The following is a 14,876-nucleotide window of genomic DNA, read 5'->3' as shown; positions in this document are numbered from 1 at the left end:
CAATGAAACGTCGAAACGTCAGCCAATCAGGGGGCCGGAGTCCGCTCGGTGATGTTGCAGGAATTCGTTCAGCGCCTGGCGCGTCAGGTCGTTCAGGGTCACCTTTTTACGTGTCGCTTCAAGGGCGGCGGCAAGATGAAGATCGTGGCCGACCCGCACGTTAAAAGAGCCTTTGCACGGCTTCTCCGGTGTTTGCCCAAGGGCCTGGCAGGTAGTGAGGTAGTCGTCCACAGCTTCGCGAAATGCAGCGTCCAGTTCGGCGACGGTTTTGCCTTCGTAGCTCACCAGTGCCTTGATGAACAGGATCTTGCCGAACAGGCAGTTGTCTTCGAGGCTGGCTTCGATAGAGCCGATGTAGCCATTGTGTTTCAGTTGGTTGTTCACTGAATCAGTTCTCCTGATTTCAATTGTTCGATGATCTGGCGCCGAATGTAGTGTTTCAGTTCGTTGCCGGGATGAGGCTTGTGCAAGGTGCTCATTGCACCCGGATCGCCGAGGTCGAACTTGACGCGGCTTCCAGCCCCTCAATCTGTGTGTAGCCAAGACGACGCAGCAGCGTGACGAGCTCTGGCCAGGTAAATGCCATCTGCTCGTTGAGCCATTTGGCGAGCAGCTTTTCATTTTTGGACACGGCGCTCCCTGCGTGTAACTAGATGTAGTTGCAAAAAAGTGGTGTTCGTCAATGCTAGCTGGGGTTCGTGTGTCTTTCCCGGGGATTGATGTAACCCCTGATCACAGCTCGCTCTACGCCGCCCATCCCCCGCTAATTTTTCCCTGTCCGGTTCGTTTTATAGGGACGACGTGCCTTTGTGCTTCCTGCCTATTGCTCCGGACTCCAACAAATGAATGCTGAAGACTCCTTGAAACTTGCTCGCCGGTTTATCGGGTTGCCCCTGGAAAAACGCCAGCTGTTCCTGCAGGCACTGCAGAAAGAAGGGGTGGATTTTTCGCGGTTTCCGATTCCGGCCGGCGTGGAGGCAGAGGACCGCCAGGCGCTGTCCTACGCGCAACAGCGCATGTGGTTTCTCTGGCAACTGGACCCGAGCAGCGGCGCCTACAACCTGCCGGGTGCGGTGCGCCTCAAGGGTGCGCTGAACCTTGGCGCCATGGAGCAGGCGTTCGCCAGCCTTGTGGCCCGGCACGAAACCCTGCGCACGGTGTTCCAGCGCCAGGCCGATGAACGCTTGATGCAGGTGGCCGTAGCGCCGTCGTTGGCCATTGAACAGCTCGATCTAACGGCGTTGGCCCCGGCCGAACGCGAACACGCCGTCAACGACGCGGCCACCCGCCAATCGCTGCTGCCGTTCGACCTGGAGCACGGCCCACTGCTGCGCGTGCAACTGCTCAAGCTCGATGCCCAGGAGCACGTGCTGCTGCTGACCCTGCACCATATCGTCTCCGATGGCTGGTCGATGAACGTGCTGATCGACGAGTTCATCCGTTTTTACGACGCCCACGAGCGCAACGAAGCGCCGCAATTGCCGGCGCTGCCGATCCAGTACAGCGACTACGCCTTGTGGCAGCGGCGCTGGCTGGAAGCGGGGGAGCAGGCCCGTCAATTGGAATACTGGCAGGCGCGCCTGGGTGATGAGCATCCGGTGCTGGAACTGCCCACCGACCACCCGCGCCCGGCCATGCCCAGCTATCAGGGCACCCGCCACACCTTCGCGATTGACCCGACGCTGGCCGCGCTGTTGCGCGCCTGCGCGCAACAGCACAACGTCACCCTGTTCATGCTGCTGCTCGGCGCCTTCAATGTGCTGCTGCATCGCTACACCGGCCAGGGCGATATCCGCGTCGGCGTGCCGATCGCCAACCGTAACCGTACGGAAGTCGAGGGGCTGATCGGCTTCTTCGTCAACACGCAAGTCTTGCGCACTGAGCTGAGCGGGCAAACCCGGGTCACCGAGTTGCTGCAAGGGATCAAGGAGCATGCCCTCGGCGCCCAGGCCCATCAGGAGCTGCCGTTCGAGCGCCTGGTGGAAGCCCTGAATGTCGAGCGCAGCCTCAGCCATACGCCGCTGTTCCAGGTGATGTACAACCATCAGCCGGTGGTGGCCGATATCGCCTCGGTCAGCACCGCCTCCGGCCTGGAACTGGCCCTGGTGGAGTGGCAAGGCCGCACCACCCAGTTCGACCTGACCCTCGACACCTATGAAAAATCCGGCACCCTGCACGCTGCGCTGACCTACGCCAATGACTTGTTTGACGCGCCGTCCATCGCGCGTATGGCGCGCCACTGGATCAGCCTGTTGCAGGCCATGGTCGCCGATGGCGAGCAGCGCATTGGTGAACTGCCGATGCTGGCCGCCGATGAGCAACACATGCTGGTGCACGCCTGGAACCAGACCGCGCAAGCGTATCCGACCGAGCGCGGTATTCATCACCTGATCGAAGACCAGGTGCAGCGCACACCGGATGCGCCGGCGCTGGTGTTCGGCGCGACCACGCTGACCTACGCGCAACTCGACGCCCGCGCCAACCAATTGGCCCATGCCTTGGGCGAGCAGGGGGTCGGCCCTGACGCCCTGGTGGGTATCTGCGTTGAGCGCTCCCTTGAGATGGTCATCGGCCTGCTGGCCATTCTCAAGGCCGGCGGCGCCTACGTCCCGCTCGACCCCGAATATCCCCAGGAACGCCTGGCCTATATGATCGAAGACAGCGGCATCCAGCTGCTGCTCAGCCAGCACAGCCTGTTGCCGCTGCTGCCTGGCGAAGGTATTCGGGTGATGCTCCTCGACCAGGCGCCAGGCTGGCTCGACGGTTACAGCGTCACAGCGCCCGCCGTCGACATCCACGCGCTGAACCTCGCCTATGTGATCTACACCTCCGGTTCCACCGGCAAGCCCAAGGGCGCCGGCAACAGCCATCGCGCACTGGTCAACCGGCTGTGCTGGATGCAACAGGCCTACGGCCTCGATGCCAGTGACGCGGTGCTGCAGAAAACCCCGTTCAGCTTTGACGTGTCGGTATGGGAGTTCTTCTGGCCACTGATGACCGGCGCCCGCCTGGTAGTCGCAGCCCCTGGCGAACACCGCGAGCCGGCGCGGCTGATCGAGACCATCGGCGAGCACGCGATCACCACCGTGCACTTCGTGCCGTCCATGCTCCAGGCGTTTATCCATGAACCAGGCGTGCAGGCCTGCATAAGCCTCAAGCGCATCGTGTGCAGTGGCGAAGCCTTGCCCCTGGACGCGCAATTGCAGGTGTTCGCCAAGCTGCCCCAGGCCGGCTTGTTCAACCTCTACGGCCCGACCGAAGCGGCCATCGACGTGACCCACTGGACCTGCATCGACGAAGGCCGTGACGCCGTGCCCATCGGCCGTCCGATTGCCAACCTTGGCACCTACGTGCTCGATGCGCAGCTCAACCCGGTGCCTGCCGGCGTGTCCGGCGAGTTGTATCTGGGCGGCACCGGCCTGGCCCGCAGTTACCATCGCCGTCCGGCACTGACCGCCGAACGTTTTGTGCCCAGCCCCTTCGGTGACGGCGCGCGCCTGTACCGTACCGGCGACCGTGTGCGCCAGCGTGACGACGGTGTGATCGAATACCTTGGCCGCCTCGACCACCAGGTCAAGCTGCGCGGGCTGCGAATAGAACTCGGCGAAATCGAGACGCGCCTGATGCAACACCCGGCGGTGCGTGAGGCGGTGGTGCTGGTACACGGAGGCAAGCAACTGGTGGCGTACCTGGTGCTGGAGGGCGAGGCGCCCACCGACCTCAAGGCCTGGCTGCTCGGCAGCCTGCCGGAATACATGGTGCCGACCCACCTGGTGCACCTGGCCAAGCTGCCGGTGACCGCCAACGGCAAGCTCGACCGCAAAGCCCTGCCGGTGCCCGATACTGCGCCGCAACAGGCGTATGTCGCTGCGGAAAACACCCTGCAAAAAGCCCTGGCGGCGATCTGGAGCGATGTGCTCGGTGTCGAGCAAGTCGGTCTGGATGACAACTTTTTCGAGCTGGGCGGCGATTCGATCATCTCCATCCAGGTGGTCAGCCGCGCGCGCCAGGCGGGGATTCGCCTCAGCCCACGCGACCTGTTTCAGTACCAGAGCGTGCGCAGCCTGGCATTGGTGGCAAGCTTCGAGCAAACCACTGTGATCGACCAAGGCCCTGCCAGCGGCGAGGTGATCCTGACCCCGGTGCAGCAGGGCTTTTTCGCCCAGGCGATCCCTATGCGTCAGCATTGGAACCAATCGTTGTTGTTGACCCCGCGCGAGCTGTTGGAACCGGCACGCCTGGAAGCCGCCCTGACTCAGGTGATCAACCATCACGACGCCTTGCGCCTGCGTTTTGTGCAACAGGCCGACGGCTGGCAGCAAGCCTATGCCGCGCCAGTCACCGAGTCGGGCCTGTGGCAAACCCACGCCGGCAGCGACGATGAGCTGGCGGCGCTGTGCGATGAGGCCCAGCGCAGCCTCGACCTGGCGAAAGGCCCGCTGCTGCGTGCCGCGTTGGTGCGCATGGCCGATGGCAGCCAGCGCCTGCTGCTGGTGATCCATCACCTGGCGGTCGATGGTGTGTCCTGGCGTATCGTCCTGGAAGACCTGCAACAGGCTTACCGCAAGGCATCGCTACCGGCCAAAACCAGCGCCTACCAGCTGTGGGCCGAACAGTTGCAAGCCCATGCCCGCACGCTGGACGACCAACTGCCGTACTGGCAGGCGCAGTCGGTGGACGCGGACTTGCCGTGCGACAACCCCCAGGGCGGCCTGCAAAACCGCTTGGGCAGCAAGCTCGAAATCCGCCTTGATGCCGAACACACCCGTCAACTGCTCCAGGACGCGCCGGCGGCCTACCGCACCCAGGTCAACGACCTGTTGCTCACGGCCCTGGCGCGGGTGGTCAGCCGCTGGAGCGGCCAGAACGCCGCACTGATCCAACTGGAAGGCCATGGCCGCGAAGACCTGTTTGACAGCGTCGACCTGACCCGCACCGTCGGCTGGTTCACCAGCCTGTTCCCGGTACGCCTGCAAGCCGACGGTGAGCTGTCGGCCGCGATCAAGTCGGTCAAGGAGCAGCTGCGTGCCGTGCCCGCCAAAGGCATCGGCTACGGTCTGCTGCGCTACCTCGGCCCGCCTGCGGCCCGCGAAGCCTTGGCGAACCTGGCCGTGCCACGCATCACCTTCAACTACCTGGGCCAGTTCGACCGCCAGTTCAACGAATCCGCGCTGTTTATTCCGGCCACCCAGGGCAGCGGCCAGGCCCAGGATGCCGAGGCACCGCTGGCCAACTGGCTGACGGTCGAAGGGCAGGTGTACGGCGGTGAACTGGCCCTGCAATGGGGCTTCAGCCGCGAGATGTTCGAGGCGTCAACGGTGCAGCAGTTGGCGGATGACTACGCGGCAGAGCTCAAGGCCTTGATCGAGCATTGCCGAGCCACTCCGGCAGGGCAGGTTACCCCTTCGGACTTCCCACTGGCACGCTTGACCCAACAGCAACTGGACGCGTTGCCGGTGGCGGGGCCGGCGATTGCCGACCTTTATCCGCTGTCGCCGATGCAGCAGGGCATGTTGTTCCATACCCTCTACGAACCAGAAGCCCAGGCGTACATCAACCAGTTGCGCCTGGATATCGACGGCCTTGACCTGTTGGCTTTCGGCCGCGCCTGGCAGGCGGCACTGGACCGCCATGACATTCTGCGCAGCAGCTTCCACTGGCTGGGCCTGGACAGCGCGCATCAAGTGATCCAGCGTCAGGTCGACATGCAGTTGCATGTGATCGAAGACCTCGATGCCGACTTCGATGCGCTTGCCGAGGCTGAACGCGAGAAGGGCTTCGCGCTCAATGCCGCGCCGCTGTTTCGCCTGATGCTGGTGCGGGGTGCCGGTAACGCCTGGCACCTGATCTTCACCAGCCACCACATCCTCATGGACGGCTGGAGTAACGCCCAGTTGCTGGGTGAAGTCATCGCTCACTATGCCGGCCAGGCCTTGCCCGCGCCGCTGGGGCAGTTCCGCGATTACTTGGGCTGGCTGCAACAGCAAGCCTCGGGTGAGACGTTCTGGAAAGCCGCCCTGGCGCCGTTGCAAACACCTACCTTGCTCGCGCAAGCGCTGCGCGCGCCGGTCGATGGCCTGGGCACGGCTGAGCATCAATTGATCCTCGAGGGCGAGTTCACACAGGCCCTCGGCGAGTTCGCCCGTCGTCAGAAAATCACCCTCAATACCGTGCTGCAAGGGGCGTGGAGCCTGTTGCTGCAGCGCTACACCGGCCAGGATTGCGTGGCCTTCGGCGCCACCGTCGCCGGGCGTTCGGCACCGCTGCCGGGGATCGAGCAGCAACTGGGCCTGTTCATCAACACGCTGCCCATTGTCAGCGCGCCGTCGCCAGCCCAGCCGGTCGCCCAATGGCTCAACGAGTTGCAAGCCCTGAACCTCAGCCTGCGTGACCACGAGCATGTGCCGCTGTACGACATACAAGGCTGGGCCGGCCAGCAGGGCGCATTGTTCGACACCTTGCTGGTGTTTGAAAACTTCCCGGTGGCCGAGGCCCTGAAGCAGGGCGCGCCCGCAGGCCTGACGTTTGGCCGTATGCACAACCATGAACGCACCCATTACCCGCTGACCCTGGGCATTGAGTTGGGAGCCAGCCTGCGCCTGGAGTTCAGTTACGACCGGGCCCGCTTCAGCGCTGAGCAGGTCGCCCGCTTGAGCGCCAACCTGCAGCACCTGCTGGTGCAGTTGCTCACCGATGCCCAGGCGCCCCTTGGCAACCTGCAATTGCTTGACGCCACCGCACAACGCGACGTGCTTGCCCTCAGCCAATCACCGGGCGCGGCCCAGCGCCATTCGCGCGTGCACGAACGCATCGCGGCCCAGGCCGCTGCCACACCGCACGCGCTGGCGGTGCAGGCTGGCGAAGCACGCTTGAGCTATGCCCAGCTCAATGAACGTGCCAATCGGCTTGCCCATCGTCTGCTGGCGCTGGGCGTGGGCCCGGGCCAGCGCGTGGGCCTGGCGTCGCGGCGCGGCCCGCAACTGATCGTCAGCCTGCTGGCCGTGCTCAAAAGCGGCGCGGCCTATGTGCCCCTGGACCCGAACTATCCCGCCGACCGCCTGGCCTACATGCTGGCGGACAGCCGTCTGGACCTGCTGCTCAGCGAAACCGGGTTACTGGCCGACCTGCCGCTGCCGCAAGGGCTGGCCCGCCTGGACTTCACCGTCTCCGGTACCGAGCTGGCCGGCTACCCTGCCAGCAACCCACTCACCCACGCTGCCGCTGCCGATCTGGCGTACGTAATCTACACCTCGGGTTCCACCGGCCAACCCAAGGGCGTGGCCATCGACCATGCGGCCCTCGGCCAATTCTGCGACAGCGCCGAGGTCTACAGCCAACTGTGTGCAGAGGACCGCGTGCTGCAGTTCGCGACCTTCAGTTTCGACGGCTTTGTCGAACAGTGCTATCCGCCGCTGTGTGTGGGCGCCGCGTTGATCATGCGTGGCGATGAACTGTGGGATGCCGGGCAACTGGCACGGGAAATCGTCGAACAGGGCGTGACCCTGGCTGACTTGCCGGCGGCCTACTGGTACCTGCTGGCCAAAGAGTGCGCGGCCGATGGTCGTGCCCTGGGTAACCTGCGCCAGGTGCATGTAGGCGGCGAGGCCATGTCGGTGGAAGGGCTGCGCGCCTGGCACGCGGCCGGCCTGGGCGGCGTGCGCCTGGTCAACACCTACGGGCCGACCGAGGCCACCGTGGTGTCCAGCGTGCATGAGTGCCAACTGGCGGATGCCAGTGATGCGTTCGGCGTGCCGATTGGCCGGGCGATCGCTGGCCGCTCGCTGTACGTACTCGACAGCGGTTTCGAACTGTTGGCCACCGATGGCGTTGGCGAGCTGTGCATCGGCGCCGAGTTCGGCCTGGCCCAGCGTTACTTCGACCGCCCGGCGTTGACCGCCGAGCGTTTCCTCCCGGACCCGTTTTCGGCGGTGCCCGGTGCGCGGCTCTACCGCAGTGGCGACCTGGCCCGTTACAACGAGGCGGGCGCCTTGGAGTACGTGGGGCGTATCGACCATCAGGTGAAGATCCGCGGGTTCCGTATCGAAATGGGCGAAATCGAGGCCAGCCTGCAAGCCCTGCCGGGGGTGCGCGAAGCTGCCGTCGTTGCGCAGCCGAGTGCCACCGGCACGCAGTTGGTGGCGTACGTGGTCGCGGCCCACGGCCAGCCACTGGATACCCAGGCGCTGGCGGCGGTCTTGCGCCAGTCCTTGCCGGACTACATGGTGCCGGGGCATTGGCTGGTGCTCGATGCCTTGCCGTTGAACAACAACGGTAAGCTTGACCGCCGCGCACTGCCGCTGGCGGACCTGAGCCAGGCGCGGCAGGCCTACCGCGCTCCGCAAAGCCCTCTGCACATGCAGTTGGCGGCGATCTGGCAAGCGGTGTTGCACGTCGAGCAGGTGGGGCTCGATGACCATTTCTTCGAACGCGGCGGCCATTCGCTGCTGGCCACTCAGGTGATCTCCCGCGTGCGTCACGAGCTCAAGCTGGAAGTGCCGTTGCGAGCGTTGTTCGAACAGCCCACGCTGGAAGCGTTCGCGGTGGCCTGCGCAGGGGTGCAGGCCGGCACTGCCCGCCCGATGGTGGCCCTGGGGCGCGACCGACCGTTGGCACTGTCCTTCGCCCAGGAACGCCAATGGTTCCTTTGGCAACTGGACCCCGGCAGCGCCGCCTACCACGTACCGACCGCATTGCACCTGCGCGGTGAGCTGGATGTCCCGGCACTGGAACACGCATTCCAGGCACTGGTGCAACGCCATGAACCGTTGCGTACCACCTTCGTGGAAGAGGCTGAGCACACCTGGCAGGTCATCCAGCCAAACCTGGCGGTGGTGATCCAACGCCAGCAGGTGCAAGACTCGGCCATCGAGCAGGCGGTCGCGCAAGAAATCCAACGTCCGTTCGACCTGCTCAACGGCCCGCTGATGCGCGTCATGCTGCTGGAGATCACGGCCGCGCACCATGTGTTGGTGATCACCCAGCACCACATCATCTCTGACGGCTGGTCGATGCAAGTGATGGTCGACGAACTGCTGGCGCTGTATCAAGGCCAGGCGCCGTTGCCGGCCTTACCGATCCAGTACGCCGACTATGCCGTGTGGCAGCGCGATTGGATGGCGGCCGGGGAGAAACAACGCCAACTTGATTACTGGTGTGCACGCCTGGGTACCGAACACGCGGTGCTGGAACTGCCCCTGGACCACCCGCGCCCGGCGGTGCAAAGCCATCGCGGTGCGCGTCGGCGGGTACACCTGGACAACGCCCTGGTGGCCGAACTCAAGGCACTCGCCCAGCGCCAGGACGTAACCCTGTTCATGCTCCTGCTGGCGTCGTTCCAGACCTTGCTGCACCGCTACAGCGGCCAGGCCGAGATTCGTGTCGGGGTACCGATCGCCAACCGCAATCGCCTGGAAACCGAGCGTCTGGTTGGCTTCTTCGTCAACACCCAGGTGCTCAAGGCCGACCTGCACGGGCAGATGGCCTTCGAGCAGTTGCTGGCCCAGGTCAAGCAACGTGCCCTGGAGGCCCAGGCCCATCAGGACTTGCCGTTCGAACAACTGGTAGAAGCGCTGCAACCGGAACGCAGCCTCAGCCATAACCCGTTGTTCCAGGTGATGTTCAATCACCAGGACAACCTGCGCGCCGGCCCGGTGCAACTGCCTGGCCTGGATCTGCAGCCGGTGGATTGGACCGGTCACACGACCCAGTTCGACCTCAACCTGGAAACCGAGGAGTCCGTCGACGGCCTTTGGGCATCCCTGACCTACGCCACCGACCTGTTCGACGCCGCCACCCTGGAGCGCCTGGCTGTGCACTGGCAGAACCTGCTGCGCGCAGTGGTCAACGATGCCTCCCAGGCCCTGGATGAGTTGGCGATGCTCAGCCCATCGCAATGGCAGCAGATGGTCGAAGACTGGAACCACACGACCGTCGACTACCCACGCGAGCGCTGTGTCCACCAGTTGTTCGAAGCGCAAGCCCTGGCGCAGCCGCACGCCATCGCGCTGCAATTCAACGGCGAGGCCGTGAGCTACAGCGAACTCAACCGCCGCGCCAACCGCCTGGCCCATCGCCTGATCGCGGCGGGCGTCGGCCCGGACGTGCGGGTGGCGGTGCATGTGGAGCGTTCCCTGCCCATGGTGGTCGGCCTGCTTGCGACCCTCAAGGCCGGTGGCGCCTACGTGCCGCTGGACCCGCAATTCCCGGCCGATCGCCTGGCGTTCATGCTCGAAGACAGCCGCGCCCAGGTGCTGCTGACTCAGTCGCCGCTGATCGGGCGCCTGGTGCAACCGCAAGGCCTGCCGGTGCTGTTGGTCGAGGACGCCGGCGGTGACGAACACAACCCGCAGGTCAGCGTCACGCCACACCACCTGGCCTATGTGATCTACACCTCTGGCTCCACCGGCAAGCCCAAGGGCGTGATGGTGCCGCACCAGGCGCTGTGCAGCTTTACCTGCGGCATGGCCGGCACCCTGGACATCGGCGCGCAGGCGCGGGTGCTGTCGCTGACGACGTTCTCGTTCGACATCTTTGCCCTGGAGCTGTACGTGCCGCTGACAGTCGGCGCCACGGTGCTGCTGAGTGGCCAGGAACTGGCGCTCGACCCGGAGGCGATAATCGACCTGGTCACCGCCCAATCCGCCAACGTGCTGCAAGCCACGCCGTCCACTTGGCGCATGCTGCTGGAAAGTCCGCGTGCCGACGTGCTGCGCGGCATCAAGTGCCTGTGCGGCGGCGAAGCGCTGCCGGCCGACCTGGCCCAGCGCATGCTCGACCTGCAAGGCCCGGTGTGGAACCTCTACGGTCCCACCGAAACCACCATTTGGTCGGCGGCCCATCGCCTGCTGGAGGCGCAACCTCTGGTCGGGCGACCGATCGCCAACACCGCGTTGTTCATCCTCAATGCCGGGCTCAGCCCATGCCCGGTGGGCGCGGCCGGTGAACTGCTGATCGGCGGCGTCGGCCTGGCACGCGGCTACCACGCGCGGCCAGCCCTTACCGCCGAACGTTTCGTGCCCAACCCGTACGGCGCGCCGGGCGAGCGCCTGTACCGCAGCGGTGACCTGGCACGCTACCGTGCCGACGGCGTGGTGGAGTACATCGGCCGAGTCGACCATCAGGTCAAGGTGCGCGGTTTCCGTATCGAACTGGGCGAGATCGAAGCCTGCCTGCGCGAGCATGAAGGCGTTCGCGAAGCCGTGGTGCTCGCCGACAACGACCGCTTGATCGCCTACCTGGTGACGTCTGCGGCACAGCCGCCGCACGCCTACACAGCGGCCTTGCGTGAGCGCCTGCCGGACTACATGGTGCCGGCGCACGTGATGTTCCTCGACAGCCTGCCCTTGACCCCCAACGGCAAGCTCGACCGCAAGGCCTTGCCCAAGGTCGATACCCGCCTGTTGCTGAAAAGCCATGTGGCCGCCGTCACCCCGCGCGAACAACAGGTCGCGGCGATCTGGTCCGAGGTGCTGGGCGTACCCCAGGTCGGCCTCGACGACCACTTCTTCGAGCTGGGCGGGCATTCGCTGCTGGCCACGCGGGTGGTATCGCGGGTACGCCAGGCTCTGGTGCTGGAAGTGGCGCTCAAGACCCTGTTCGAACACCCGTTGCTGGGTGACTTCGTGGTGGCCCTGGGTGAGGAGGGCGTGGTCGCGCCGGCGCTGCTCAAGGCCGATCGCAGCCAGCCGTTGCCGCTGTCGTATGCCCAGGAACGCCAATGGTTCCTCTGGCAACTCGACCCCGAAAGCGCCGCGTACCACATCCCCAGCGCCTTGCGTTTGACAGGCCCGCTGGACCTGGCGGCGCTGCAACGAAGCTTCGACACTTTGCTCGCACGCCATGAAAGCCTGCGCACCCATTTGCGCCAGGACGCCGCCGGCACGGTCCAAGTTATTGAAGACTCGGGCCTGATTGAAATCGATCTGGCCGACACCGATGAAGCCGACCTCAAGACACGGGTGGCTGACGTCGTTGCGCAGCCATTCGACCTGCTGCGCGGGCCGTTGCTGCGGGCCCGGTTGCTGCGCCTGGCCGAGGACGAACATGTGCTGGTGCTGGTGCAGCACCACATCGTCTCCGATGGCTGGTCGATGCAACTGATGGTCGAGGAGCTGGTGCAACTGTACGCCGCCTTCAGCCACGGGCAGACGCCAACCCTGCCGGCCTTGCCGATCCAGTACGCCGACTATGCCGTGTGGCAGCGCCAATGGATGGAGGCGGGAGAGAAGGCCCGTCAACTGGCCTACTGGCGTGAACAGTTGGGTGGCGTGCAGCCGGTGCTGGAATTGCCTTTCGACTACCTGCGTCCGGCCGTGCAAAGCCATCGTGGCGCACGCCTGGGCATCGAGTTGCAACCGCAACTGCTGGCCGGTTTGCGTCGCCTGGCGCAGGGCGCCGGAGTGACGTTGCCGATGGTGCTGCTGGCGTCCTACCAGGCGTTGCTGCACCGCTACAGCGGCCAGGAAGACGTGCGTGTCGGGGTGCCGATTGCCAACCGCAATCGCCTGGAAACCGAGGGGCTGATCGGCTTCTTCGTCAATACCCAGGTGCTCAAGGCCGATATCCACGGGCAGATGAGCGTTGTGCAACTGCTGCACCAGGTACGCCAACGTTCCCTCGAAGCCCAGGCCCACCAGGACCTGCCGTTCGAACAACTGGTCGAAGCGCTGCAACCCGAGCGCAGCATGAGCCTGAGCCCACTGTTCCAGGTGATGTTCAACCATCGCGTGACCTCGGCAGCCAATCACCTGCAGCGCCTCACCGAACTGGATGTCGAGGTGCTGAGCTGGGATGAAGGCGTGGCCCAGTTCGACCTGGCACTGGATGTGGAGGAAAGTCAGGCGACCCTGCGTGCCTCCCTGAGCTACGCCACCGATCTGTTTGCCCCAGCCACTATTGAGCGCATGGCCGGCCACTGGCAAAACCTGTTGCAGGCGATGGTTGCCGACCAACAGCAAGCCATCAGCCAACTCAACCTGCTCGGCCAGGATGAGCAACAACACATTCTTCAACTGTGGGACCAGACCGACGCCGGCTTCTCGGCCAAGCGCCTGGTGCACGAACTGGTCGCCGACCGCGCCCGGGAAAAACCGGATGCAGTCGCGGTGAAATTCGACGCGCAAACCCTGAGCTACGGCGAGCTTGACCGCCAGGCCAACCGCCTGGCGCACGCTCTGATCGCCCGTGGCGTCGGCCCGGAAGTGCGTGTGGCGATTGCCATGCCGCGCAGCGCCGAAATCATGGTGGCGTTCCTGGCGGTGATGAAAGCCGGCGGCGTCTACGTGCCGCTGGACATCGAATACCCGCGTGATCGCCTGCTGTACATGATGCAGGACAGCCGTGCGAAGTTGCTGCTGACCCACACCAGTGCCTTGCAGCAACTGCCGATTCCCGAAGGCCTGGACAGCCTGGCGATTGATCGCACCGAGCAATGGGCAGGCTTCAGCGACACGGCACCGCAGGTGAAACTGGACGGCGACAACCTGGCCTACGTGATCTACACCTCCGGCTCGACCGGCATGCCCAAAGGCGTGGCGGTCTCTCATGGGCCGTTGGTGGCGCATATCATCGCCACCGGCGAGCGTTATGAAACATCGCCGGCCGATTGCGAACTGCACTTCATGTCCTTCGCCTTCGATGGCTCCCACGAAGGCTGGATGCACCCGCTGATCAACGGCGCCAGCGTGCTGATCCGTGACGACAGCCTATGGCTGCCCGAGTACACCTACGAACAGATGCACCGTCACAACGTGACCATGGCGGTGTTCCCTCCGGTGTACCTGCAGCAGTTGGCCGAACATGCCGAGCGTGACGGCAACCCGCCGAAGGTTAGGGTCTACTGCTTTGGCGGCGACGCAGTGGCCCAGGCCAGCTATGACCTGGCCTGGCGCGCGCTCAAGCCGACCTACCTGTTCAACGGTTACGGCCCGACGGAAACCGTGGTCACGCCACTGTTGTGGAAGGCGCGCAAAGGCGACCCCTGCGGCGCCGTCTACGCGCCAATCGGCACGCTGCTGGGCAACCGCAGCGGCTACGTGCTGGACGCGCAAGTCAACCTGCAACCCATCGGCGTCGCCGGTGAGCTGTACCTGGGCGGCGAGGGCGTGGCCCGTGGTTACCTGGAACGTCCGGCGCTGACCGCCGAACGCTTCGTGCCGGACCCGTTCGGCAAGCCCGGCAGTCGTGTGTATCGCAGCGGCGACCTGACCCGTGGGCGCCCGGATGGCGTGGTGGATTACCTCGGTCGCGTCGACCATCAGGTGAAAATCCGTGGCTTCCGTATCGAGCTGGGCGAGATCGAAGCGCGCCTGCGCGAGCAGGACAACGTCGGCGAAACCGTGGTGGTGGCCCAGGAAGGCCCGACCGGCAAACAGCTGGTGGCCTACGTGGTGCCGGCCGACGCCAGCCTGGTCAACGAAGCCGAGTTCCGCGACCACCTGCGCCGTGCCCTGAAAACCCGCCTGCCGGATTACATGGTGCCGACGTACTTCATGTTCCTGGCGCAAATGCCGCTGACCCCCAACGGCAAGCTCGACCGCAAGGGCTTGCCCGAGCCGGATGTGAGCCAGATGCAGCAAGCATATGTCGCACCGCAGAGCGAGCTGGAACAGAAGATCGCTGCCATCTGGGCCGATGTGCTGCGCCTGCCGCAGGTGGGCCTGAACGACAACTTCTTCGAAGTCGGCGGGCACTCGTTGCTGGCGATCCAGATCACATCGCGGGTCCAGGCCGAGCTGGGCCTGGAAGTGCCGTTGGTGGAAGTGTTCCAGACCGAAACGCTGCGCGCCTATGTGCAGGCCGCTGCCACCTTCCGTGCAGGCACTGCGGAAGATTTTGATGACCTTCGTGACTTTTTGAGCGAACTAGAGGCGATTTGA

At 64.8% G+C, this 14,876-nt stretch carries 2 protein-coding genes and 1 pseudogene; 1 reads left to right on the top strand and 2 read right to left on the bottom strand.

Going from position 1 to position 14,876, the window contains the following annotated elements:
* Positions 1–18 precede the first annotated feature (18 nt).
* Complete coding sequence (locus tag FBY10_RS18910) at positions 19–384, bottom strand: type II toxin-antitoxin system HicB family antitoxin (protein ID WP_131700177.1); 366 nt, start codon at positions 382–384, stop codon at positions 19–21.
* Positions 381–631, bottom strand: a pseudogene (locus FBY10_RS18905) (type II toxin-antitoxin system HicA family toxin). The gene FBY10_RS18910 and the pseudogene FBY10_RS18905 overlap by 4 nt, the downstream one beginning before the upstream one ends.
* Positions 632–842: 211 nt before the next feature.
* Here FBY10_RS18905 and FBY10_RS18900 point away from each other — a divergent pair.
* Positions 843–14,876, top strand: a complete 14,034-nt coding sequence (locus tag FBY10_RS18900) for a non-ribosomal peptide synthase/polyketide synthase (protein ID WP_145337235.1) — start codon at positions 843–845, stop codon at positions 14,874–14,876.

The sequence above is a fragment of the Pseudomonas sp. SJZ103 genome (genome assembly GCF_007828335.1).
In the GTDB taxonomy this organism is placed as follows: Bacteria; Pseudomonadota; Gammaproteobacteria; order Pseudomonadales; family Pseudomonadaceae; genus Aquipseudomonas.
This window is presented reverse-complemented; position numbering and strand designations above follow the sequence as displayed.